At 62.6% G+C, this 24,531-nt stretch carries 16 protein-coding genes and 1 pseudogene; 11 read left to right on the top strand and 6 right to left on the bottom strand.

Annotated elements, in window-relative coordinates:
* Positions 1–19: 19 nt before the first annotated feature.
* The gene (gene pbpC, locus HKK57_RS12425) at positions 20–2,350 is read right to left on the bottom strand and encodes a peptidoglycan glycosyltransferase PbpC (RefSeq protein ID WP_169390227.1); all 2,331 of its coding nucleotides are present in this window, start codon (positions 2,348–2,350) and stop codon (positions 20–22) included.
* A gap of 99 nt (positions 2,351–2,449) precedes the next feature.
* On the opposite strand from pbpC, the gene HKK57_RS12420 reads away from it, so the two are divergent.
* Complete coding sequence (locus HKK57_RS12420; RefSeq protein ID WP_029297627.1) at positions 2,450–2,743, top strand: hypothetical protein; 294 nt, start codon at positions 2,450–2,452, stop codon at positions 2,741–2,743.
* A gap of 135 nt (positions 2,744–2,878) precedes the next feature.
* Here HKK57_RS12420 and HKK57_RS12415 read toward each other — a convergent pair whose 3' ends face one another.
* The gene (locus tag HKK57_RS12415; protein WP_169390226.1) at positions 2,879–7,783 is read right to left on the bottom strand and encodes an alpha-2-macroglobulin family protein; all 4,905 of its coding nucleotides are present in this window, start codon (positions 7,781–7,783) and stop codon (positions 2,879–2,881) included.
* A gap of 280 nt (positions 7,784–8,063) precedes the next feature.
* Here HKK57_RS12415 and HKK57_RS12410 point away from each other — a divergent pair, with 280 nt between their 5' ends.
* Complete coding sequence (locus HKK57_RS12410; RefSeq protein WP_169390225.1) at positions 8,064–9,407, top strand: MATE family efflux transporter; 1,344 nt, start codon at positions 8,064–8,066, stop codon at positions 9,405–9,407.
* 129 nt (positions 9,408–9,536) lie between these two features.
* Here HKK57_RS12410 and speA read toward each other — a convergent pair whose 3' ends face one another.
* The 4 genes from speA to HKK57_RS12390 form a co-directional block, all read right to left on the bottom strand.
* On the bottom strand, positions 9,537–11,450 hold the full coding sequence (gene speA, locus HKK57_RS12405) for an arginine decarboxylase (RefSeq protein ID WP_029297633.1): 1,914 nt from the start codon (positions 11,448–11,450) through the stop codon (positions 9,537–9,539).
* A 196-nt stretch (positions 11,451–11,646) separates the two neighbouring features.
* A complete protein-coding gene (locus HKK57_RS12400; protein WP_029297635.1) occupies positions 11,647–12,018 on the bottom strand; it encodes a translation initiation factor Sui1 in 372 nt (123 codons plus the stop codon).
* A 315-nt stretch (positions 12,019–12,333) separates the two neighbouring features.
* Positions 12,334–12,870 carry an NUDIX hydrolase gene (locus HKK57_RS12395; protein WP_169390224.1) on the bottom strand — a complete coding sequence of 179 codons (537 nt, stop codon included), beginning with the start codon at positions 12,868–12,870 and terminating at the stop codon, positions 12,334–12,336.
* Positions 12,871–12,873: 3 nt separating this feature from the next.
* Positions 12,874–13,941: a DUF2333 family protein gene (locus tag HKK57_RS12390; RefSeq protein ID WP_029297639.1), complete on the bottom strand. Its 1,068-nt coding sequence runs from the start codon at positions 13,939–13,941 to the stop codon at positions 12,874–12,876.
* Positions 13,942–14,215: 274 nt separating this feature from the next.
* Between HKK57_RS12390 and HKK57_RS12385 the strand changes: the two genes are divergently transcribed.
* From HKK57_RS12385 to fis, 9 genes and pseudogenes are all read left to right on the top strand, one after another.
* Entirely contained in the window at positions 14,216–15,886 is a 1,671-nt protein-coding gene (locus HKK57_RS12385) for a response regulator (RefSeq protein ID WP_029297642.1), read from the top strand.
* 1,501 nt (positions 15,887–17,387) lie between these two features.
* Positions 17,388–17,903, top strand: a pseudogene (locus HKK57_RS27310) (methyl-accepting chemotaxis protein); the annotation flags it as partial.
* A 317-nt stretch (positions 17,904–18,220) separates the two neighbouring features.
* Complete coding sequence (gene aroQ / locus HKK57_RS12375; protein WP_029297648.1) at positions 18,221–18,676, top strand: type II 3-dehydroquinate dehydratase; 456 nt, start codon at positions 18,221–18,223, stop codon at positions 18,674–18,676.
* Positions 18,677–18,700: 24 nt separating this feature from the next.
* Positions 18,701–19,165 (top strand): acetyl-CoA carboxylase biotin carboxyl carrier protein, encoded by a 465-nt coding sequence (gene accB / locus HKK57_RS12370; protein WP_029297651.1) that lies wholly within the window; start codon positions 18,701–18,703, stop codon positions 19,163–19,165.
* 17 nt (positions 19,166–19,182) lie between these two features.
* Positions 19,183–20,544, top strand: coding sequence for an acetyl-CoA carboxylase biotin carboxylase subunit (accC, locus tag HKK57_RS12365; protein ID WP_003188188.1), 1,362 nt, complete (start codon positions 19,183–19,185; stop codon positions 20,542–20,544).
* 284 nt (positions 20,545–20,828) lie between these two features.
* Positions 20,829–21,707: a 50S ribosomal protein L11 methyltransferase gene (prmA, locus tag HKK57_RS12360; RefSeq protein ID WP_104911498.1), complete on the top strand. Its 879-nt coding sequence runs from the start codon at positions 20,829–20,831 to the stop codon at positions 21,705–21,707.
* A 30-nt stretch (positions 21,708–21,737) separates the two neighbouring features.
* Entirely contained in the window at positions 21,738–22,955 is a 1,218-nt protein-coding gene (locus tag HKK57_RS12355) for a DUF3426 domain-containing protein (protein ID WP_169390222.1), read from the top strand.
* A gap of 186 nt (positions 22,956–23,141) precedes the next feature.
* Positions 23,142–24,155 (top strand): tRNA dihydrouridine synthase DusB, encoded by a 1,014-nt coding sequence (dusB, locus tag HKK57_RS12350; protein ID WP_029297661.1) that lies wholly within the window; start codon positions 23,142–23,144, stop codon positions 24,153–24,155.
* Positions 24,152–24,472, top strand: a complete 321-nt coding sequence (fis, locus tag HKK57_RS12345) for a DNA-binding transcriptional regulator Fis (RefSeq protein WP_003186237.1) — start codon at positions 24,152–24,154, stop codon at positions 24,470–24,472. Before dusB ends, fis begins: the two co-directional genes overlap by 4 nt.
* Positions 24,473–24,531: the final 59 nt, after the last annotated feature.

The following is a 24,531-nucleotide window of genomic DNA, read 5'->3' as shown; positions in this document are numbered from 1 at the left end:
GCTTGCCTGCGATAGCGATCTAATCAACCACGCTGAACTCAACCCGGGCCGTCTGCCCCGCCTCATCGAGCACACTCAGTTGATAGCGCCCCAACTGCTCCAGGCTGGCATTGATACTGTCCTGGTTGGCACTGTCGCCCAGCGGCGCCCCGTTAAGGAACCACCAGCGCCGCCCACTGCCGCCCAACGCCGATAGCTTCAAGCGCAACTGCTGCTGGCTGCCCGCCGGCAAGCGCAGTTGATCTCCCTCCCGCACGCCCACCACCGACAACGGCGACGACGCCGCCAACGCCGGTGGCGGGCAATCCGGGTCTGGCGCGGGGATGCGAGCGTCACGCCGCTCGATCTTCGGCAGCCACGGCTCCAGCGGTGCCGGCCACAGGGCAATATCCCGCGATACCGCGCCCGGACAACTGGCGGCCACGCGTAAGCCTTTGGCGTTGACCCATATGGTTTCCATCAAGCCGACACCCAACGGCTGATCCAGTGCCTGCAAGGTCGGCGGCGTGGTGTTGTCCAGGGTCCAGGCAAAGCGCTGGCGCCGGCAATTGGGGTCGCTACGCCCCATGGGCTGGCCCAGGGGCCAACAGATCGCCGCCACGCCGACATTCATCGGCACGGCTTTGACGGGCGCGGTAATACCGCGCTGGCTGTCGCGGTTGGTCAGCACGTCGTGTACTTGCAGCATCAACGGCGCCGCCGAGGCCAGGCCAAACTGGCCCGGCACCGGGGTGCCGTCCGGGCGGCCGATCCACACCCCAATCAAGTAGCGTGGCCCGACCCCGATGGCCCAGGCATCGCGAAAGCCGTAGCTGGTGCCGGTCTTCCAGGCCAGCACCGGGCGCTGTACCAACTCGGCCCGGGGATCACGATCCGGCCGTGCCTGGCCACTGAGGATGCGCCGCACGATCCACGCCGAACCTGGCGATAACAGCGGACGTTCCTTGAGCGCATCCCCAGGCTGCAAGCGGATCGCGGCGCTCTTGCCGTCACGGGCCAACGCGCTGTAGCCGCCGACCAGGTCCTCCAGGCGGCTGCCGGCACCGCCGAGGATCAACGCCAGGTTCGGTTCAGCCAGCGCCGGCAACGCCAGAGGCATGCCGCCGATGCGCATCTCCCCGGCAAAACGCTTGGGCCCGTAGGCTTCCAGCAGTTGCACCGCCGGCAGGTTCAATGAGCTGGAGAGCGCCGTACTGGCCGGCACCGCACCGGTAAAGCCCATGGAGAAATTGCCCGGCCGGTAATCGCCATAGCGCCGTGGCACATCCTGCAGCAGCGATTCGGAATGAATCAGCCCCGCGTCCAGGGCCATGCCATACAGGAAGGGTTTGAGGGTCGAGCCCGGCGAGCGCAGGGCGCTGATCATATCCACATGGCCAAAGCGCCGTGCATCGTTGATGTCCACCGACCCCAGGTAGGCGCGCACGGCCATGCTTTCTTCCTCGACCACGAGGATGGCCGCCGAGGTGTGCTCCGGCAGGCGTGCGCGCCAGCCCAGCAGCAGGTCTTCGAGACGGCGTTGCAAGGTTGCATCGACAGTGGTGCGAATCAGCGGCGGGCTGTCAGGACGGTTCAGGCGGCGCGCCAGCAGCGGCGCCAGGCTGGGTTCCAGGCGCGGCGCCAGCAACAGGGGTTCTTCCAGGGCCTCGTCGACCGCCGACTGCGGCCAGACCCGAAACTCGGCCAGGCGCCGCAGCACTTTGTCCCGCGCCTCCTGGGCGCGCTGCGGGTGACGATCCGGGCGCAGGCGGCTCGGCGCCTGGGGCAGCACCGCGAGCAAAGCCGCTTCGGCGTGGGTCAGGTGCTGTGGAGATTTGCCCAGGTACGCCCAACTGGCTGCTGCCACCCCTTGCAAGGTGCCACCGAAGGGCGCGCGATTGAGGTACAGGTTGAGGATTTGATCCTTGGACAGGTGCCACTCCAACTGCGCCGTGCGCCACAGCTGGCGAAACTTGCCCGGCAAGGTGCGCGAATGGGGATCGAGCAGGCGCGCCACTTGCATCGACAAGGTGCTGCCGCCGGACACCACCCGCGCCCCGGAGAGGTTCTGCCAGGTTGCCCGCACCAGGGCCAGCGGGTTGACGCCGGGGTGTTGGTAGAACCAACGGTCTTCGTAGGTCAGCAGCGCATCGAGGTAATACGGCGAGACTTCACCGGTGGCGACCGGGTAACGCCATACGCCGTTGGCATCCGCGAAACGCCAGAGCGGCGTGCCATCTTCGGCCAGCACCACGCGGGCCAGGTCGTCCTTGGGCAGCGGCAAGGGCCAGAGGCGGTCGGCGAGCCAAAGCAGGGCTGTCACCACCAGCAGGCTACCCAGGGTAGCGCGTGCAACTATTCGCAAATTCAAACGGGCAAACCTCTATGCTTCAAGGGAACTCGCCCAAGGGATTGGCGACCAAAGGCTCAGGTCCGGCAGATACGCCCACCCTTTCATCAGGAAACTCATATGCAGGTAGAAAGCTTTTTCGAATGGCTGGGCCAAGCGCTCGGTTCGGTCATCCGCTTTATCGTCGACGGGCTCAGCGGACTGTTCGGCGCCCTGACCAATGCCGGTGGCAATTTTATCGATGGCCTGTCCCGCACCCTAGGCATGGATACCTCGATCATCAGCATCATCACCCTGATCATTGGCCTGATGCTGCTGTACTCGGCAGTCCGGGCATTTATGCGGGCCTCGATCATCATGGGGATTATCTGGTTGCTACTGGGGCTGTGGCTGCTCAGTTGGGTTGTGCATTAACACCCCTTATCTGTGGGAGCGGGCTTGCCCGCGATAGCGCTATTTCAGCCGATACATTCGGCGGCTGATACACCGCTATCGCGGGCAAGCCCGCTCCCACATTAAAGATCAAACCTGCTCCCACAGGTAGCGCGCTTAACGCCCCTTGATCACCATATCCGCCAGGGTTTCCCCCACTGCCTGCCAGTTCGGCCGGTACATCGACTCCACTTGCGGTGGCGGTACGCGATATGTCCCAGGTGTGACCGCGCGAGCCAGGTACAGCAGGTGCGTGGTGCCGTAGCCGTCCAGGTTCAGCGCTGCCACGTAACGATCATCGCGATACTCCTGATGCTTGATCGACGCATTCTGCATCGACTCACGCCACTCCTTGACCTGGCTGCTGGCGTTTTCCAGGCTGGCAGCGCTTTGTCCCAGGTTCTGGTTCTCCAGCTCCAGGCCAGCCGGCAGCAGATCGACAACCAATGCATCCGGTACCCGTTGCTTCTTGGCGCTGACCGCAATATGCACCAGCACCAGGTCGCCACTGCGCAGGCTTTGCAGGTTCAGCGGCTGGCCATTCATCCCCAGGTATTCGCGGCGGATGCTCAGGTTTTCACCGCCCGCCGCTGGCGCCTGCTGTGGATAACCGGAAATGCTCAGTTGCTGGTAAATCGGCTCGCTGCCTGGGTTGCGCAAGGTCAGCGGGGAGGCCAGCAACGGCCCTTCCAGCTTCAGGCCGGACTGGCCGTTGTTCAGCTCGCGGGTTTCGCCGCCGCTGCTCAACTGGGCAGTCCAGTTGGTTTCCGGCTTGCCCAGCAAGCCACGGCCGGCGAGGAACAACGAGTTGCGCTCCTGGGTCGACAACCATGGGCTGGCCGCCATCTGGTCCGACAGCTCGAACAGGCGCTCTTCACGCTTGCCCTTGGCCAGGTCGTTTTCTTCGAGCAAGGCCAGGATCATCGCCTGGTCACGCAGCGGGCTGCCGTAGTCGGCCAGCCATTCATTGGCCTTGCGCTGTACGGCAAGACCCGCCAGCAGCGCCTGATCGGCACGCGGCTGATCGCCCATCTTCTGCAAGGCAATCGCCAACTGCACCAGCGGCAGGCCCGAACGCGCATCGCTGCGGCGCTCGAACAGGCTGCGCAAGGCGCCCAACGGTGCCTGCTGAGTACGTGACAGCACCAGGCCGGCATAGGCCTGCACGGCGAAGCGTGTGTGGTCGGCGTTGTCGCTGTAGTCGACCTCGATCAGGTTGCGTTCCTGCACGTAGCGCAGCAGGCGTTCGCTGGCCTTCTTCAACGCTTCAGGCGGTACCGCAAAGCCCTGGTCGCGGGCGCGCAACAGGAAGTCGGTGACGTAAGCCGTCAGCCAGTACTCTTCCTCGCCATCGGCGCCCCACAAACCAAAGCTGCCGTTGTAGCGCTGCATGCCCAATAGGCGTTCGATACCCAGTTCGATCTTGCGCTTGCGCTCGGCATCCGGCTCGCCGGTCAAACCCAGGCGCGCCAGCACGGTGGCATCGGCATACAGCGACGGATACAGGCCGCTGGCGGTTTGCTCCAGGCAACCGTATGGGTAGGCCTTGAGTGCACGAATCTGCTCGCCAAGGTTCAACGGTGGCCGGCTCGACAGACTCAACAGCGCCTCACGCCCGGCGGGTTCAAACAAGGCCAGCTCCGCATCCGGCAGGCTCCAGGCTTCATCCTTGAGCACCGCGCGATATTGCTTGAGCAACGCCGGATAAGCCGGGCGCACGCCCAATGTCCATTCACGGGTAAACGCCGGCAGGTTCTCGCCCGGCAGGTCCAGGCCATTGACCGTGACCTTGACCTTGCCCTGGCCGAAGCCACCCAGCGCGCGCACCGGAATCTGCAAGGTGGTGCGCTGGCCCTCGGTCAGTTGCACGCTGTGCGATGGCTCGCCCAGCAGGGTCAGTTGACCTTCGGCGGTCAGTTGCACATCCAGCTTCTGTGCCTTGCCCGACAGGTTGGACAGGTCCAGTGCCAGGCGCGTCTGGTCGCCGCCGGCGAGGAAGCGCGGGGCCGACAGTTCGGCAATCAAAGGCGCGGCGATCACGGTCTTGGCTTCGGCCATGCCGTAGCGGTCGTCACTCCAGGCCTGGGCCATCAGACGCAGTTCGCCGTTGAAGTCGGGGATATTGACGCTGACTTCGCCCTCGCCTTTGTCGTTCAAGGTCACCGGCGCGCTTTGCAAAGCGACGATGGTGACGCTGGTGTCCGGGCGCTTGCCGCCCTTGGCCAGGGCCGCGTCACCACCAAAGGCCAGGCTGGCCAGGCGGCCCTGGCCGGCTTCGATCAACTGCCCATAGATATCGAACTGGTCCACACCGTAGGCCTTGCGGCCAAACAGGCTGGAGTAGGGATCCGGGGTTGGGTATTCGGTGATGTTAAGGATGCCCACGTCCACCGCTGCCACCAGCACATGCACCTGTTTGGGCACGCTGCCATCGGCATTTTTTGCCGCGACCTTGACCGTCAGCGGTTGTTTGGGGCGCATTTTTTCCGGCGCGGTCAGGGTCAGGCCCAGTTTGCGCTGGGTACGATCCAACGGCAGATGCAGCAAGCCCACGGCGCGTTTAGGCGTGATGTTGGCCTTGCGCTCACCCGGGCGAATCACCAGCGCACTCACGTACAGGTCATGGCGCGACCATTTCGGGTCGAGTTTCACCGCAAAGCTCTTGCCTTCGGCCGGCACGTCGATCTCTTGCCACCACAGCGGGCCTTCGCTGGACTCCACCAACAGGTAGCCTTTACCAGCCGCCGGCGGGGTGACGGTGACGTTGGCCGTATCGCCATCGCCATACGCCGGTTTGTCCAGCGCCAGCTTGACCTGATCGGGGCGCACGGCGCCGCCTTCGGTGTTGTCCTGGGCCTGGTAACCGGCCCAGAAGCGCTTGCTGCTGATCAGGCCGGTCTGCGGGTCTTCGACTTCGACGCGGTACGGGCCCCACTCCACCTGGAAGCTGACCTTGGCCGTGTCGCCGGCCTTGATGTTGACGGTCTGCTCATCGAGGTTGAGGAATTTCTCGTTGTAGTGATAGCTCCAGCCATCGTTGTCCGAGTAGTTCCAGTAGTAGTCGCGGCGCTCGCGAACCAGGCGGACCTTGAGGTTGTCGACCGCGAGTTTCTGGCCCTGCTGGTTGGCCAGCAGCACTTCAAACTCCGCTGGGCCGTCGCCATTGGTTTCCTTGCCATCGAACAGGCCACGCAGGCCGGGCAGTTGCTCGGCCGGCCAGACCGGCTGCACCAGGCGCCGGGTGATCGGGCGCCCGCCAGACTCTTGCAGGCTGGCCTGGACGATCAGTTGCAGCGGCGACTTGGCTTCGCTCCACTTGCTTTCCAGGGTGAGTTTTTCCTCGCCCTTGGCGTCGAGCACGCTTTCATCCAGTTCAAAATCCTGGCTCAGTTCTTCTTCAGTCACCGAGCCAAACTCATAACCGGGCAGCGACTTGACCGCCTCGCGCAACGGCCGCACATACACTTGCCCGCTCAGGCGATTGCCCGCCGCAGGGGCGCCGTAGAGGTAGCGGCCATTGACCTGGATAACCGCATTGTCTGCAGGATTAAGCGGTGTATCGCTGCCCTTGAGCTCCAGGGCCAGGCGCTCGGGCAGGAAATCTTCGACGAGGAACTCGTACAGTTGCGGCTTGCCGTCACCCAGGTCGAACACCAGTTGCCAGCGCCCGGTCGGCGCTTCGCCGGCCAGTTGCAGTTGGTATTGATAGAGGCCGGAAGCATCGGCATCCCACACGAATTTGCGGCTGACCTGCTCATCCGGGCGGCGTACTTCAACACTCACCGGTTGCGGCTTGACGGCATTGCCGTCCTTGTCGCGCAGCAAGGCATTGAGCAGCACGGTTTCGCCAGGGCGGTACAGGTCGCGCGGGCCGAACACAAAGAATTGCAGGGGGTGCGCGGGCTGGCCGCCGATATCGAACTCGGCCAGGTCCAGCGCTGCGCTGTCGAGGCGCAACAGGCTGGTCTGCTCGCCCTGTTTGGCGAGCAATACCTGGGCCTTTTTCGGCAGCGGCAGTTCAGCATGGCCGCCCTTCTCGGTCTTGCCCTGGCCCAACACGCGGCCTTCGGCATCGAGGATTTCCAGCTCGACGCCATCCAGCGCCTTGCCGCCCTCCAGCGCCTGGGTGAACACATCCAGGCGGTTGGCGTAACGGTGTACCGACAGACCGATATCACTGAGGGTGAACAACGTGGCCGGTTGCGAATAGTTGTAGGTGCCCGAAGCACGCATCACCGCCAGGTACACGCCCGGCTGTTGCAGTTGCTTGAGGCCGGCGATGGGCAACAACAGGGTTTCGCGGGTATTGCGCGCAGGATTGAGGTCGAAGCGGCCGCCGTAGACCAGGTCGGCCATGGGCAACAGTTCACGGGATTCGTAGCTTTGCAGGCTGGTATTGCGGCCCCACTGGGCGAGGAACGCCGGCAGCGACTCGGGTTTGATGCGGAAGAATTCGACGTCGATCTTGTCGACATTCAACGCGATCACCGGCAGGCCTTCGGCCAGGCGGGTCGGCAACAGGGTGCCACGGCTGGCGAAGCCGACGGTGGCTTGCAGGTCGCGGGTTTCCAGGCGTGCCGTGTATTCAGCGGCGAGCTTGGCGTCGTTGACCCCACGCAGCCCGGCGTCCACGGTCAGCACCAGCTTGCGCTGGGGCTCCAGGTGACGCAGGCGCAATTCCATCAGGTTGTCGGAAAGCTCCCAGGCACCGTCGACCTTGCCGGACTTGCTGTCCACCAGGTGCAGTTTGTCGGCGAACTTCTGCTCGGGATCCAGCGGGATTGAAAAACTCACCGACAAGGTGCTGGCGCCATCCAGTTGCACCTCAGACACGTCCACCACGCTTAACTCACGGCCGGCATAACGCTGCTTGAGCGTCGCCACATCCACCGCGGCCTTGGCCGGCTTTGGCGCCGTCACCGCCGCCGCCGCAGGGGCAGTGGGTGCAGCCGGTTTGTCGGAAGAATCGCAGGCGCTCAGCAGGGCCAGCGCACAGGCCAGGAACAATCCTTTGTTAAGCATGGGGCACTCGTTGTCGGGGTGTCTGAGGGGTGAACTATATATCAGTGCCAGCCAAGTGGCTGTGGCGCTGCTCACATTGACCGACGGAGGGCGGTTTGGTTCTCAACTACCTCAGAAGCGTAGAAAATCCCCTGTGGGAGCGGGCTTGCTCGCGAATGCGGTGGATCAGCCAATATACAGGTTGACTGACCCACCGCATTCGCGAGCAAGCCCGCTCCCACATTTGGATCTGCGCCGCTGTTGAGGGCCAGTTACAATGCCGCCCCCCCAAGGAGCCCGAATGTCCACCTTAATCACCGACTGGCGTCACCGTCCCACCCATCGCCGTGTCTGGGCCCTGGCCGCGCCGATGATTCTGTCGAATATCTCGGTGCCGCTGGTGGCCTTGGTGGACAGCATGGTCATCGGCCACCTGCCCCACGCGCACCAGTTGGGCGCGGTGGCCGTGGGGGCCAGTTTGTATACCTTCCTGGCCTGGGCCATGGGGTTTTTGCGCATGGGCACCACCGGGTTCGCCGCCCAGGCGGCCGGGCGTAATGATGGCGCGGCGCTGCGGCAAATCCTGTTGCAAGGCCTGCTGTTGGCGCTGGGGTTGGCCATGGTGCTGGGCACGGTGGGCATTCCCCTAAGCCATCTGGCGCTGGAATGGATGCAGCCTTCGGCCGAGTTGAATCAACTGACCCGCGAGTTTTTCCACACCCGCCTGTTCGGCTTACCTGCGGCGCTGGCCACTTATGCGCTGGTGGGCTGGTTCCTCGGCACGCAAAACGCCCGGGCGCCGCTGGCGATTCTTTTGACCACCAACCTGGTGAATATCGCCCTGAACCTGTGGTTTGTACTGGGCCTGGACTGGGGCGTGGCCGGTTCGGCGCGGGCCTCGGTGATTGCCGAATGGACCGGCGCCCTGCTCGGCCTGGCCCTTACGCAAAAAGCCCTGCGCGCCTACCCCGGGCATATTGCCTGGGCGGCGCTCAAGGTCTGGCAAAGTTGGCGCGCGCTGCTGGCGGTCAACCGCGACATTTTCATTCGCAGCCTGGCGCTGCAATCGGTGTTTTTCATGATCACGGTGCAAGGCGCTCGGCTGGGCGATGCCACGGTCGCGGCCAATGCCCTGCTGCTCAACGGGCTCTTGCTGACGGCCCATGCGCTGGATGGCCTCGCCCACGCAGTGGAAGCACTCTGCGGCCACGCCATCGGCGCCCATGATCGCCAGGCATTGCGCCGCTCGCTGGTAGTCGCCTGCGGCTGGTCGCTGATCGCCAGCCTCGGCTTTGTGCTGCTGTTCACCTTCGCCGGCCACTTGTTTATCGCCATGCAAACCGATATCCCCAGCGTGCGCGCAACCGCCGATATCTACCTGCCGTACCTGGCGGTACTGCCGTTGATTGCGGTGTGGAGTTATCTGCTGGACGGTCTGTTTATTGGCGCGACCCGCGCGCGGGAGATGCGCAATGGCATGTTGCTGACGGTGCTGATGATGCTGCCAGTTGCCTGGGCGTTGCAGGGGTTGGGTAACCACGGGCTGTGGATAACGTTCCTGCTGTTTATGGCGGTGCGCAGTTTGACGTTGTGGGCGATTGCCTGGCGGCTGAATCGGCAAGGGCTTTGGCTGGGCGCCAACTAGTGTGGGAGTGGGCTTGCCCGCGATGACGGCAGATCAGTCAGCACCTGTATTGACTGATCCACTGCTTTCGCGGGCAAGCCCGCTCCTACACAAGCGGGCTCCCACCGTTTGGATCGCTGCCTGCCGGTCTTAGGAGGACAGGTAGGACGAGCGGGTCAGGCCCAGGCGCAGCGCATCCAGGAACTGGGTGCGCTCGGCTGCCGTGATCTTCGCGCTGGCGCACTTGTCACGGTAGTGGGTCATCAACTCCTCCGGCGACAAGTGCACGTAGCGCAGCATGTCTTCGATGGTGTCGTGGGTCTCGATCCCGGCGCTGTACACCGTGCCATCGTCACGCTGGTAGATGTTCACCGAGTCGGTGTCACCGAACAGGTTGTGCATGTCCCCGAGGATTTCCTGGTAGGCGCCCACCAGGAAGATCCCCAGCAGGTAGTCTTCGCCTTCGTTCAAGCCATGTACCGGCAGGCTGGTCTCGATGCTTTGCTCGTCGACGTATTGCTTGATCTTGCCGTCGGAGTCGCAAGTCAGGTCCTGCAGCACCGCACGGCGCAGCGGCTCTTCGTCGAGGCGGTGCAGCGGCAGGATCGGCAGGACCTGGCCGATGGCCCAGGTGTCCGGCAGGCTCTGGAATACCGAGAAGTTGCAGATGTACTTGTCGGCCAGCTTGTCGTTGAGTTCGTCCAGCACCTGGCGGTGCGAGCGCTGGCGGGCCTTGAGCGAGTTGTGCAGGCGACGGCACACGGCGAAGTAGCACTGTTCGGCCAGGGCTTTTTCCGCGAGGGTCAGCTTGCCGTCGGCGTACTGGGCGGCCACGTCGCTCATGTAGTGGGTGGCGCGCCAGTAGGTTTCGGTGACCATTTCAATGTCGGTCGGGCCCAGCAGGTCGACCAGCCATTGCACGGTTTCGGGCAGGCTTTCCTTGTTCTCGATCACCGGCACGTCGTCGTTGTGTTTCTCGACGTCGGTCACCTGCACCACCAGCATGGCGTGGTGGGCAGTCAGGGAGCGGCCGCTCTCGGAGAAGATGTTCGGGTGCGGCAGGTTCTGCGCATCGCAGAATTCCTTGAGCATGCCCACCACCACGCCGGCGTAGTCGTCCATGTCGTAGTTGATCGAGCTGGCGTTGCGCGAGTGGGTACCGTCGTAGTCCACACCCAGGCCGCCACCGACGTCGATGTGGTCCACCGGCAGGCCGAGGTTGCGCAGCTCGCCGTAGTAGCGGATGGCTTCCTTGAAACCATGCTGGTAGTCCGCCAGGTTGGCGATCTGCGAGCCCATGTGAAAGTGCAGCAGGCGGATGCCCTGGTCCAGGCCAGCAGCGCGGAAGCGCTCGACCACCGACAGCAGTTGCGCCGCCGACAGGCCGAACTTGGACTTCTCACCACCGGTGTCTGCCCACTTGCTCGACGCCAGGGACGACAGGCGCACCCGCAGGCCGACCTGTGGCTTGACCTTGAGGTTGGCGGCTTCTTCGATGACCAGGCCCACTTCGGACTCTTTCTCGATCACGATGAACACGTTGTGGCCCAGCTTCTGGCCCATCAGCGCCAGGCGGATGAACTCACGGTCTTTGTAACCGTTGCAGACGATGGTGCCGCCCTTCGGTGCCAGGGCCAGTACGGCCAGCAGCTCGGGCTTGGAGCCGGCTTCCAGGCCGATGGACACGTCCTGGGTGGCGATGATGTTCTCGATCACCGCTTCCTGCTGGTTGACCTTGATCGGGTACAGCGCGGTGTATTTGCTCTGGTATTCCAGGCGCTCGATGTTCGCGTCGAAGGCACCGGTCAGCTGGCGCACGCGGTCTTGCAGGATATCCGGGAAGCGCACCAGCAATGGCAGGGACAGGCCGCTTTTGCGCAGCTCGTCCACTTGCTCGTACAAATCGATGGGCGAGCTGTTCGGGCCGTTCGGACGGACTTCAACGCGACCGGCATCATTGATCGCGAAATACCCGGCCCCCCAATGGCGAATCCCGTAAACACTGCGGCTGTCCGCAACTGTCCATTGGCTGCCATCGTCTTTGCGTGTGCGTCGTACGGACATCGAAGTCCCCTATATAAAGTCGAAGAGCGCCACCCAAGTCAGAGGCTGGCGCAGTCTAAAGAGTGAAAATGACGATTTGCCTGTGAGAGGGGTAGACCCCACTTGCAGGACAGAGTTTAGACACCGGTCAGGAACAGGCTCTGTGAAACCATGGAGACGACGAGCGCGCTCGTCGGTGCGGGTTTCACAGAGGCTGCTAGCCGCCGGATTTCTTCGCCTTGTATCCGAGCTTGATCAACTCGGCCAACAGCAACTCGACGTGATCGCCCTGGATTTCGATGATCCCGTCTTTCAGGGCGCCACCGGTGCCACAGCGCTTCTTCAGCACGGTGGCCAACTCCTTGAGTGGCTCGGCGGCCAGGGGCACGCCGGTGATGGTGGTCACCGTCTTGCCGCCACGGCCCTTGCTCTCGCGGCGCACGCGGGCAATGCCGTCACCTTCGGGAATCAGGGTCTGTTTGCAGGTACAGGCGTCCACGGGCTGGCGACAGTCCGGGCAATGCCGACCTGCGTCGGTGGAAAACACCAGGCCACCAAGGGCGGCGAAGGATGCGGCTTTTTTGGCCACCGGCAATCCTCTTGGGAGGATGAAGACTGGTCAGTGCCCGCAATGGGCGGCTGACCGCGAAGCCCCACTCAGGCAGGGGCAGCGCTACCGAACCGCTCAGCCCTCCCCGCCCCCTGTAGGAGCGAGCTTGCTCGCGAAAATCGTCAACGATAACGCGGGCATTCAGGCAGCACGCGGTGACATTGGGTTTTTCGCGAGCAAGCTCGCTCCTACAGGGGCCGGGGAGACGCGGTGGCGGTTCGGCTTGAAAAGTCGCGCAGTGTAACGGCAAAAAGCCTGATTGCTAAGAGCCAAATGGCGCCAATTTATGCAACTTTAGCGACGCGCGGCCAGATAGCGTTTTAATGCGGCCAGGGAGTCGGGGCAATAGGGCTTTCGCTCGATATCCTCAAGCACCGCCTCGATGCTCATAAAGCGCGCTTCCAGCACCTCTTCGGGCTGCAGCTGCAGCGGCCCATCCCAGACCGCCGAGAACGCCGAGCACCAGAGCCGGTTGCCCGTATCCTCGAAAAAAAAGTGGTCGTGGGCAGCCAATTCAACACCACTGACGCCCAACTCTTCTTCCAGCTCACGGGCTGCCGACTGCTCATAGGTTTCGCCAGCCGCCACCATCCCGCCTGCCGCCACGTCCCAGTAACCGGGATAGATGGCTTTGCTCAGGGTGCGCCGGTGCACGCACAACTCGCCCTTTGAGTTGAATAGCATGATGTAGGTACCGCGGCCGATCAGCCCGCGTTCACGCAGGTCGGCGCGCACCAGAGCGCCGAGCAGGTTGTCCTGCTCGTCGACCCAGGCGATATGTTCGGCATCCGAGGCCGCGCGGTGCGCGACCTCCTTGGCGCTATTGACCACGACTCAACCCTGGTTCAGCAGTTGACGCAAGTCGATCACCGCGGCGTTGGCGCGGGAGATGTAGTTGGCCATCACCAACGAGTGGTTGGCCAATACGCCATAGCCGCTGCCGTTGAGGATCATCGGGCTCCACAGGGTTTCCTGCGACGCCTCCAGCTCACGAATGATCTGGCGTACGCTGACGGTGGCGTTTTTCTTGGCCAATACGTCGGCAAAGTCGACTTCGATGGCACGCAACAGGTGGGACAGGGCCCACGCCTGGCCACGGGCTTCATAGAACACGTTGTCGATCTGCATCCATGGGGTTTCCACCACTTCTTCATCGACCTGCGGCACTTCGCCCGGCGCCAGCGCTTCGGTTTTCAACGCGGTGTTGAGCTTGACCCGGCCCACACTGGCCGACAGACGCTGCGACAACGAACCCAGGCGAGTGGCGACGTCGCCCAGCCAGTTGTTCAGGTTGTCGGCACGCGCATAGAACAGGGCGCCTTTCTGGTTGGGGTCGGACAGGCGCGCTTGGTAGCGGTTCAGGGAGTTGATGCCTTCCTGGTACTCCGACTCACTGGAAGGCAGCACCCAGCTCTTGTTATCGAAGTTGAAGCGCGGCTCGGCCTTGGCCAGGTCGGCGTCTTCAGCCGATTGCGATTGCGAGCGGGCGAAATCCTTGCGCAGGGCGCGGGTCAGGTCACGCACCTGCACCAGCACGCCATATTCCCAGCTGGGCATATTGTCCATCCACAGCCCAGGCGGGAAGCGGTCGTTGGAAATATAGCCACCCGGCTTGTTCAGCAGGGTGCCCACCACGGTCTTGACGGTTTCGACGGTGGTAAAGCCGATCACCATTTGCTTGCCGTCTTTTTCGGCGGCAATTTGCGCGTTTTGCTGGACCGGGAACAGCGCCGGCTCCTGGCTCCAATACCAACCCAGGCCACCGGTGACCAACAGGTAAATTACAACCAGGGTCAGCAGGGCACGACTCATCAGCAAATTGCGAAAATAGCTGCGGGAGGCCGACTTGGGCGCAGGGCTTGGGCCTGGGGCGCTGCCTGCACGGTTTTTCCAGTCCAGCATGGCGGATATCCTTTCAGTCACTTGAGTTCAATAGCTACGACCACAACCCTACCCCATCGTGCCCGTCTGTGCGGGGCTTTTAATCAAGGTGGCGTAAAGCTGGCACTCAACTATAAAGGATGGGCGCTGATGCGCCTACGCGACCCAACAGTCAGCAAATGAATCATCTGGACGTTGCAGTTAATTGACGTATGACACTCGTGCGAATGAAAAGAGGTGCTAGCATAGAGCCACCAGTCGACCTCAGCATGCACCCTTACCTAGTAGTCAGGATATGACCGAGCCAGAAGACCCCAGCCGTGAGCGTCTCAAGCACCACTTTGCCCAGCGGGTAATTCATCAGGCGCGTCAAATTCTTGAGATCTGGCAGCGTTTGCAGCGCAGCGAATGGTCGAACGCCGAATTGAACGAGCTCAGCGAGGCCAATCTGCGCCTGCTGCGTTTTGCCGAGCGCTTTGAGCAACCCGAGCATGGCCAACTGGCCCGGCACATCATCGAGTCGCTTAAAGCCGTGGATGAAAACCGCGGCCGCCTGAGCAGCAACCTGATCACCGACCTCAACCGCTTGATGCAGCGCCTGTCCCGTACCGGCCTGCGCCAGGGCGATCAGTTGGACCAGACCTTCCTGCCGCCGATGCGCAAGCCCATCTACGTGATGCTGGCCGATCACGACCGCGCCGAGCGCCTGGCCAAGCAACTGGAATTCTTTGGCTTGAGCGCGCAGTCCCTGGACAGCGTGGCGGCCTTCCGTTCGTCCATGGCCGAACGCCTGCCGGCCGCGATTGTGATGGACGTGGACTTCTGCGGCACCGGCCTGGGCCTGAAGCTGGCCGCCGAAGCCCAGGAAGGCCTGGAGCAGAAACTGCCGCTGCTGTTCTTCAGCCTGCACGAAACCGACACCCCCACCCGCCTGGCCGCCGTGCGCGCCGGGGGCCAGGAGTTCCTCACCGGCACCCTGGAAGCCTCCAGTCTGCTGGAAAAAATCGAAGTCCTGACCTGCGTCGCGCAGTACGAACCTTATAAAGTGCTGATCATCGACGACTCCCGCGCCCAGGCGATGCACACCGAACGCTTGCTCAACAGCGCCGGGATCGTCACCCGCACCTTGATCGAACCGATCCAGGCCATGGCCGAACTGGCGGATTTCCAGCCCGACCTGATCATCCTCGACATGTACATGCCAGCCTGCACCGGCACCGAGCTGGCCAAGGTGATTCGCCACAACGACCGCTATGTCAGCGTGCCGATCATTTACCTGTCGGCCGAAGACGACCTGGATAAACAGCTGGACGCCATGAGCGAAGGCGGCGACGACTTCCTCACCAAGCCGATCAAGCCGCGCCACCTGATCACTACCGTGCGCAACCGCGCGGCACGCGCCCGTCATCTCAAGGCGCGGATGGTGCGCGACAGCCTGACCGGCCTGTACAACCACACCCACATCCTGCAACTGCTGGAAGACTGCAGCTTCCGCTCGCGCCGCGAGAACAAGCCGCTGAGCTTTGCCATGCTCGACATTGACCACTTCAAGCGGGTCAACGACAGCCACGGCCACCCCATGGGCGACCGCGTGATCAAAAGCCTGGCGCTGTTTCTCAAGCAGCGCCTGCGCAAGACCGACTATATCGGCCGGTACGGCGGCGAAGAATTTGCCATTGTCATGCCCGACACCGACCTGGACGCCGCCTGCAAGGTGCTCGACGAAATCCGTGGGCGCTTTGCCGAAATCCATTACCCGGCCCAGCCCCAGGATTTATGGTGCACCTTCAGCGCCGGCGTGGTGCAGCTATGTGACGGCTCCGACAGCCTGATGATGGCCGCCCAGGCCGACGAAGCGCTGTACCGCGCCAAGGACGCCGGGCGTAATCGGGTGCATGCTTCGGGTGAATCAAGGCAAAGTGCCACTTTTTCACCAGATTCCACTCAGTCCGTCATAACCCTGTAACGAAAACGCAATAACTTCAGGCACTTACTCCTTCTGCCGTTGGTTGAAACCACGCATGCGCCTGAAGCTGCTGACGAATCTGAACACCCTTCTGCTGGTCGCCGTTTGCCTGGCCCTGGGCGCTACGCTCTGGTGGTCGCAACGGGCCCTCGAACGCCCTTATCTATTGATGGAGCGTTATCTGGGCCTGTCCCAGGCGTTCCAGAACCAGACCGCGCGCAATATCGACGACTATCTGGCCAGCGGCGACGCCTTGCGCCTGAGCGCGGCCGGCCAGAGCCTGGAAAACCTGTTGCTGCACCTGGATGAATTGCCGCCTGAGCTGACCGAAAAACTGCGGCCCGGCCTGCTCGACCTCGATGGCTTCAGCAAGACCGACCTGCTGGCCGCCGGCAAACTGGCCGGCGACCCACAAGCCTTGCTGCTGCAAGCCGAGCGGGAACTGGGGGCCAACCTGGAGCAACTGAGCCAGTACGCCATGGGCGTCAACTCAGCCGATGCAGGGCGTTATCTGCCGCCGCTGATGGCGGCCTCGCAGCACCTGGCCAAGCTGTCCCTGGCGCGGGACAAACTGGTGAGCAGCGGGCGCAGTGAATTGGCCGCCGACGTGGAACATGAGCTGACCAATATCCGCAGCCAGGCTGACCTGCTTGAGCAACTGCCACTACTGGGCGTGACTGCCAGCAGTGCCTCCAACAGCGATGACTTTTCTGCGTTGATGGGCCTGGAAAGCAGCGAAACCGCCACCGCCGAAGACACCGGCGTCAATCTCAAACGCGAACTCAACAGCCTGCTCACACGCTACCCGGCAGAGCTTGCGCGGACCCGTGAACAAATCCATAAGCGCGCAGAACTGGCCGCTGCCACGCACCTGAAAATCGACACGGTGCAGCAAGCCATCGCCGCGCTGGAGCCCGAGGTGCGTGCCCAGCACGGCAAGATCCAGGGCGAGGTGCGGGTGATCCAAGGCGTGATGATTGGCCTGATCCTGTTGATCGCCCTGCTCATCGACACCCTGCAACGACGCCTGGCACGAGTGCTCACCAGCCTGGCGCCGGCCCTGTCGACCTGGGCCGAGGGCGATTTCAGCCAACCGATCGCCCTGGGTGCGACCAACCGCGAACTGCATGACATTGAAGCCTCGCTCAATCGCCTGCGGGCTTACCTGGTGAACCTGGTGGGCACTATCCGCGCCAACGCAGAGGAAGTCGCCGGTAGCAGCCGCGCCCTGGCCGAACTGAGCGGCGGCCTGCATGACGGCGCCGAACGCCAGGCCGGGGACACTGCGCAAATCCGCGATTCGTTGGGCGAACTGGAAGCCACGATCCAGCAGGTCGCCGGCGACGCCAGCCAGGCCGCCGGGGCCAGCCGCAGCGCCGGCGACGCCGTGGAGCATGGCCAACGGGTGATCGGCTTGAGCCTGACCGGCCTGCACGCACTGGTGGGCGAGGTGCAGGACAATGCGCAGATGATCGAAAAACTCGCCGAAGAGTCCGCCACCATTGGCAGCGTGCTGACGGTGATCCGCTCGATTGCCGACCAGACCAACCTGCTGGCGCTCAATGCCGCCATCGAAGCCGCCCGCGCCGGTGAAGCCGGGCGCGGGTTTGCCGTGGTCGCCGACGAAGTGCGCTCCCTGGCCCAGCGCACCGCAGGCGCCACCGCCGAAATCCAGACCCTGATCGCCGGCCTGCAGACCGCAGCAAGGCAGTCGGTGGAGGGCATGCGCGCCCAGGTCGAACATGCCGAAGCCACCGCTCAACAAGCCCAGGCCGCCGACGGCGCGCTGGACGAAATCGTCAACGCGATCCAGACCATTTCCGACACAGCCATCCGCATTGCCGATGTCACGGCGCAGCAGAGCGGCGCCGTCAGTGAGATCCGTGATAACAGCGAACGCATCCACCAGTTGGGCGAGGACAACCTGCTGCGCATTGGCCAGGGCCGCAGCCAGGGCGAGCATTTGTTGGTGCTCGGCGGGCAGCTTAATACGGCCGTGCAGGCCTTCCGCGTCTGACGCCATCTCCCAAATCAGATGGGAATCAAAAATGTGGGAGCGGGCTTGCTCGCGAATGCGGTGGGTCAGTGATGGACATGTTGACTGATACACCGCATTCGCGAGCAAGTCGAATCGTCGCACCGCCGCTCCCACATTTTGATCTCCTGCGTACTCGGGACCGTATTACCAATGACCGGATCGTGCGCCTCGGTCACATACTTTGCGCAATCCTCGCTAATCGTGCTGGCTATTGCAGAGAACTGGACAGTCACAAAGGCTTTGCGGCATAGTCGCCGGGTTCTGACGTACCCACATCCAATAACAAGGAACAGCCGATGGCGACCTTACTGGTTCTGCACGGACCCAACCTGAACCTGCTCGGCACCCGCGAGCCGGGTGTATACGGTGCAGTTACCCTCGAACAGATCAACCTCGATCTGGAACGACGGGCCCGTGAAGCCGGCCACCATCTGCTCTACCTGCAAAGCAATGCCGAGTATGAATTGATTGATCGCATTCACGCCGCGCGCAGCGAAGGCGTGGACTTCATCCTGATCAATCCCGCCGCTTTTACGCACACAAGCGTTGCATTACGTGACGCGCTGCTGGCGGTGAGCATCCCATTCATCGAAGTGCATTTATCGAACGTGCATAAACGCGAAGCTTTCCGCCATCACTCTTACTTCTCCGACGTAGCGGTAGGAGTGATCTGCGGCCTTGGCGCCAGCGGTTACCGACTGGCCCTGGAGGCCGCCCTGGAACAAGTTGAAGAACAGGCTAAACGCCCCTGACCGACCCTTGGGAGTTGATGATTCATGGATATCCGTAAAGTTAAGAAACTGATCGAACTGCTGGAAGAATCCGGTATCGACGAGCTGGAAATCAAGGAAGGCGAAGAGTCCGTACGGATCAGCCGTCACAGCAAGACCCCGGCCCAACAGTTCTACGCACCACAGATGCAAGCACCGGCTCCTGCCGCTGCTGCTCCGGCCGCCGCACCTGCTGCTGCCGCAGCTCCCGCCGCACCGGCCGCGCCAGTGCTCAACGGTTTCGTGGTCAAGTCGCCAATGGTCGGTACTTTCTACCGCACCCCGGCACCGACCTCGCCAGCCTTCGTTGAAGTGGGCAAGACTGTGAAAGTGGGCGACACCATCTGCATCGTGGAAGCGATGAAAATGATGAACCACATCACGGCCGAAAAAGCCGGCGTCATCGAATCCATCCTGGTAGAAAACGGTCAGCCGGTTGAGTACGACCAGCCGCTGTTCACCATCGTTTGAACCGCGGAGCGCCTTCGATGTTGAAACCTGCGAAGAAACTGCAAAAAGTCCTGATCGCCAACCGCGGCGAGATCGCGCTGCGTATCCTGCGCGCCTGTAAGGAAGAGGGCATCAAGACCGTCGCTGTTTACTCGACGGCCGATACCGAATTGATGCACGTGAAACTGGCGGACGAAAGCATCTGCATCGGCCCGCCACTGGCCACGAACTCGTACCTGAAGGTCTCGAACATCATCGCCGCGGCTGAAGTGACCGGCGCTGATGGCATCCACCCTGGCTACGGCTTCCTCGCGGAAAACGCCGACTTCGCCGAACAGGTGGAAAAATCCGGCTTTGCCTTCATCGGCCCGAAAGCCGAGACCATTCGCCTGATGGGCGACAAGGTTTCGGCCAAGGACGCCATGATCGCAGCCGGCGTGCCAACCGTTCCAGGCTCCGACGGCCCGCTGCCGGAAGACGAGGAAACCGCTCTGCGCATTGGTCGTGAAGTCGGTTACCCGGTGATAATCAAAGCCGCCGGCGGCGGTGGTGGTCGCGGCATGCGCGTGGTGCACAAGGAAGAAGACCTGATCGAAGCAGCCAAGCAGACTCGCTCGGAAGCGGGCGCCTGGTTCGGCAACCCGATGGTCTACCTGGAAAAATACCTGACCAACCCACGTCACGTGGAAGTCCAGGTACTGTCCGACGGCCAGGGCCACGCCATCCACCTGGGCGACCGCGATTGCTCGCTGCAACGTCGTCACCAGAAGGTCCTGGAAGAAGCTCCGGCGCCGGGCCTGGATGAAAAGGCGCGTCAGGAAGTCCTGGCACGCTGCGTCAAGGCTTGCATCGATATCAACTACCGTGGCGCCGGGACTTTCGAGTTCCTCTACGAGAACGGCCGCTTCTACTTCATCGAGATGAACACTCGCGTGCAGGTAGAGCATCCGGTTTCGGAGATGGTCACCGGTATCGACATCGTCAAGGAGATGCTGAGCATCGCCGCTGGCAACGTGCTGTCCTTCACCCAGGACGACGTGAAGATGCACGGCCATTCCCTGGAGTGCCGGATCAACGCCGAAGACCCGAAAACCTTTATCCCAAGCCCTGGCCTGGTCAAGCATTTCCATGCACCAGGCGGCAACGGCGTGCGTGTGGATTCGCACCTGTACAGCGGCTACAAGGTTCCGTCCAACTACGACTCGCTGATCGGCAAGCTGATCACCTGGGGCGCCACCCGCGACGAGGCCATGGCCCGTATGCGCAACGCCCTGGACGAAATCGTGGTCGACGGCATCAAGACCAACATCCCACTGCATCGGGATCTGGTTCGTGATGAAGGCTTCTGCGAAGGTGGTGTGAACATTCACTACCTGGAACACAAGCTGGCCAACCAGTAAGTTTGTGCTCCACTCACAAAACCGCCTTCGGGCGGTTTTGTTGTTTATGGATGCACACAATCCAAATGTGGGAGCGGGCTTGCTCGCGAATGCGGTGTATCAGTCAACATGTCCATCACTGACCCACCGCATTCGCGAGCAAGCCCGCTCCCACATTTTGCTCCATGTACACCCGCTGCAGCGCATATCGTCGGCACTGTCGTCTTCTGGCCTGCTCTCGCGTAAACTTGCGCCCTTTCGCAGCCCCACCCCGCTGCACACTCATTTTTTCAAAGGTGCCCGCCATGCCTTGGCTGCAAGTCCGTCTCGCCATCAGCCCAGAACAAGCCGAAACCTATGAAGACGCGTTCCTTGAAGTGGGCGCCGTGTCGGTGACCTTCATGGACGCCGAAGACCAACCGATTTTCGAGCCTGAGCTGAACACCACGCCGCTGTGGTCGCACACCCACCTGCTGGCCCTGTTCGAAGACGGCACCGACGCCGCCAGCGTCTTTGCCCATATGGAACTGCTGACCGGCGGCCCGCTGCCCGAGCACCACAGTGAAGTGATCGAAGACCAGGACTGGGAACGCAGCTGGATGGACAACTTCCAACCCATGCGTTTCGGCCAGCGCCTGTGGATCGTGCCAAGCTGGCATGCCGCCCCGGAGCCTGAGGCCGTCAACCTGCTGCTGGACCCGGGCCTGGCATTCGGCACCGGCACCCACCCGACCACCGCCCTGTGCCTGGAATGGCTCGACGGCCAGGACTTGCACGGTTGTAACGTGCTGGACTTCGGCTGCGGCTCGGGCATCCTGGCCATCGCCGCGCTGCTGCTGGGCGCCAAGGAAGCGGTCGGCACCGATATCGACGTGCAGGCCCTGGAAGCTTCCCGCGATAACGCCGGGCGCAACAACATCCCTGAAGACAAATTCCCACTGTACCTACCGGAGCAGTTGCCCCAGGTACAGGCCGACGTGTTGGTCGCCAATATCCTTGCCGGGCCACTGGTCTCGCTGGCCCCGCAACTGTCGAGCCTGGTCAAGCCTGGCGGGCGCCTGGCGCTGTCGGGGATCCTCGCCGAGCAGGGTGAAGAAGTCGCCGCCGCCTATGCCCAGGACTTCGACCTGGACCCCATCGCCAACCGCGATGGCTGGGTACGCATCAGCGGTCGTCGGCGCTAGAATGAGCGCCTGCATGAATCGGATGGCCGCATGACCGACAGTTTCGTCACCCAGTGCCCGCATTGCCAAACCCGTTTCCGCGTCAGCCATGCTCAACTGAGCGTGGCCCGTGGCGTGGTTCGCTGTGGCTCTTGCCTGCAAGTGTTCAATGCTGCCCGCCAGTTGCTGGAGCAGCGTGCCCACGCACCTGAGGCGCCAAGCGCCGAAGCTGCGCCGCGCGCCATCAGCCAGAAGCAATGGAGCGCCGAAGAGCTGGACCTGGATAACCTGGACCTGGACGAGGAACTGGCCAAGCTGGAGCGCCGGGAGATCCAGCACACTCAGCCCCAGGGCAGCGAACGGCGCCAAGCCAGCGCCGACCGCCGGCAAAAAGACGAGTCGATGAGCGCCAGCCGCGACACCGCCAAGGCCGAAGAAGAACAATGGGCCGCCAGCCTGTTCAGCGATCCACCAGACGAACGGGCTGCGACAATCGTCCACGCCGAGGAAGCCGTCGAGCCGGCCCCAGTACCCACGGGCAAACCCTTGCGCACCGAGCCTTCGATGTCCTTCGACCTTCACGAGGTGGACGACGAGCCGACGGTGCTGCATACCGCCGACGCCCTCGACCCGCCCGAGCCAACGCTCGGCAGCGAACCGGACGAGCCTGAGCCTGAGCCTGAACCGCGCCGCAAGCGCTCCCGCACCGCCTCCAATGCCCATGACGAGATGCTGCAGGACCTGGAAGACGACCCGCTGCACCTCTACACCGGCAAACGCCCCGCTGGCTGGGGCCGCCGCCTGTTCTGGCTGACCCTGGTGCTGCTGGCCGCCGCTGCGCTCGCCGGACAGTACATCGCCTACCAGTTCGACGAACTGGCCCGCCAGGACAAATACCGGCCGTGGTTCCAGGAGCTGTGCCCGAAACTGGGCTGCACCGTGCCGTCGCGGGTCGATATCGCCCATATCAAGAGCAGTAACCTGGTGGTGCGCAGCCATCCCGAGTTCGCCGGCGCGCTGGTGGTGGATGCGATCATCTACAACCGCGCCACCTTCTCCCAGCCGTTCCCGCTGCTGGAGCTGCGCTTTGCCGACCTCAATGGCCGGATGATCGCCAGCCGGCGCTTCAAGCCCGCCGAGTACCTCAGCGGTGAGTTGGCCGGCCAGACCGAGATGCCATCCCAGACCCCGATCCATATCGCCCTGGACATTCTCGACCCGGGCAACAAAGCTGTGAACTACAGTCTCAGTTTCCACTCCCCCGAGTGATTGGCCGCGCGCGTCAAGGTTCGGACGGCAGGTTATTGACTTGCCCGTCCACGACCAAACCGCTGGCGATAAGAAAATAGCTGCTCAGATTTTATCCAATTCAGCCTTTAACCAGTCATCGAGAGCGGGTATCATGCCAACCCTTTTTCGAACTCTAATGATCCGGCCCCACAACAGGGAAGTCCTATGTCGGCGGTACGCATCGGCCCATATACATTGCCAAACGCTTTGATTCTCGCCCCGATGGCGGGCGTCACCGACCAGCCCTTTCGTCAGCTGTGCAAACGTTTGGGCGCGGGCCTTGTAGTCTCGGAAATGGTCACCAGCGACATGAGCTTGTGGAACACCCGCAAATCGCGGATGCGCATGATCCACGAAGGTGATCCCGAGCCCCGCTCGGTACAGATCGCCGGTGGTGATGCACAAATGCTGGCGGATGCGGCCCGGGCCAACGTAGAGCTGGGTGCACAGATTATTGATATCAACATGGGCTGCCCGGCCAAGAAGGTCTGCAACAAGGCCGCCGGTTCCGCCCTGTTGAAGGATGAGCAACTGGTGGCCGAGATCCTGCAGGCCGTTGTCGGCGCAGTGGATGTACCGGTCACCCTGAAGATCCGTACCGGCTGGGACCGGGACAACAAGAACGGCCTGACGGTGGCGAAGATCGCCGAACAGGCAGGCATTACAGCATTGGCGGTGCATGGCCGCACCCGCGCTGACCTTTATACCGGTGAAGCCGAATACGACACCATCGCTGCGATCAAGCAGGCGGTGTCGATTCCGGTCTTTGCCAACGGCGACATCGACTCGGCCGAGAAAGCCCGGCGCGTGCTGCACGCAACCGGTGCCGATGGCCTGTTGATCGGCCGGGCCGCCCAGGGGCGGCCATGGATCTTTCGTGAGATCGAGCACTTCCTGCGTACCGGCGAAATCATGCCGGCACCGGGGCTGATCGAGGTGGAACGTATTCTGCTAGAGCATCTGGCCGCCCTGCACACCTTCTATGGGGACGTGATGGGCGCGCGCATTGCTCGCAAGCATGTGGGTTGGTATCTCGCAACCCTGCCCGGCGCCAAAGAGTTTCGCGCAGGGTTCAATCGTTTGGATGAAACGCAAGCACAGGTCACCGCCGTTCGTGAGTTCTTTGCCGAACGAGACAAGAGCCTGAGAGCAGGGGACGGAGAAGGGGTGGCCGCATGACGATGATGACCGAGACTTTAGTGAGTGGAACAACACCCGTGAGCGACAACGTCAATTTGAAACAGCACCTCAACACGCCGAGCGAAGAAGGCCAGACCCTTCGCGGGAGCGTCGAGAAAGCGCTGCACAATTATTTCGCCCACCTTGAGGGCGCGGCCGTCACGGATGTGTACAACCTGGTGCTCTCCGAAGTCGAGGCGCCCTTGCTCGAAAGCGTGATGAACTACGTCAAGGGCAACCAGACCAAAGCCAGTGAGCTGCTGGGCCTGAACCGTGGGACCCTGCGCAAGAAGCTCAAACAGTACGATTTGCTGTAAGCATTCAATCAAACCAGAAAGGCGCCCGCGTAAAACCGGTCGCCTTTTTTGCTGACTCC

This window comes from Pseudomonas sp. ADAK21 (genome assembly GCF_012935735.1).
GTDB classification, from domain to species: Bacteria; Pseudomonadota; Gammaproteobacteria; order Pseudomonadales; family Pseudomonadaceae; genus Aquipseudomonas; species Aquipseudomonas proteolytica.
Note: the sequence above shows the minus strand (reverse complement) of the source record. Positions and strands in the feature narration are given on the sequence as shown.

Coding starts and splice junctions, on each gene's coding strand:
- HKK57_RS12420 (WP_029297627.1), top strand. CDS start 2,450: ATGCAGGTAGAAAGCTTTTTCGAATGGCTGGGCCAAGCGCTCGGTTCG.
- HKK57_RS12415 (WP_169390226.1), bottom strand. CDS start 7,783: ATGCTTAACAAAGGATTGTTCCTGGCCTGTGCGCTGGCCCTGCTGAGC.
- HKK57_RS12410 (WP_169390225.1), top strand. CDS start 8,064: ATGTCCACCTTAATCACCGACTGGCGTCACCGTCCCACCCATCGCCGT.
- speA (WP_029297633.1), bottom strand. CDS start 11,450: ATGTCCGTACGACGCACACGCAAAGACGATGGCAGCCAATGGACAGTT.
- HKK57_RS12390 (WP_029297639.1), bottom strand. CDS start 13,941: ATGCTGGACTGGAAAAACCGTGCAGGCAGCGCCCCAGGCCCAAGCCCT.
- HKK57_RS12385 (WP_029297642.1), top strand. CDS start 14,216: ATGACCGAGCCAGAAGACCCCAGCCGTGAGCGTCTCAAGCACCACTTT.
- aroQ (WP_029297648.1), top strand. CDS start 18,221: ATGGCGACCTTACTGGTTCTGCACGGACCCAACCTGAACCTGCTCGGC.
- accB (WP_029297651.1), top strand. CDS start 18,701: ATGGATATCCGTAAAGTTAAGAAACTGATCGAACTGCTGGAAGAATCC.
- accC (WP_003188188.1), top strand. CDS start 19,183: ATGTTGAAACCTGCGAAGAAACTGCAAAAAGTCCTGATCGCCAACCGC.
- prmA (WP_104911498.1), top strand. CDS start 20,829: ATGCCTTGGCTGCAAGTCCGTCTCGCCATCAGCCCAGAACAAGCCGAA.
- HKK57_RS12355 (WP_169390222.1), top strand. CDS start 21,738: ATGACCGACAGTTTCGTCACCCAGTGCCCGCATTGCCAAACCCGTTTC.
- dusB (WP_029297661.1), top strand. CDS start 23,142: ATGTCGGCGGTACGCATCGGCCCATATACATTGCCAAACGCTTTGATT.
- fis (WP_003186237.1), top strand. CDS start 24,152: ATGACGATGATGACCGAGACTTTAGTGAGTGGAACAACACCCGTGAGC.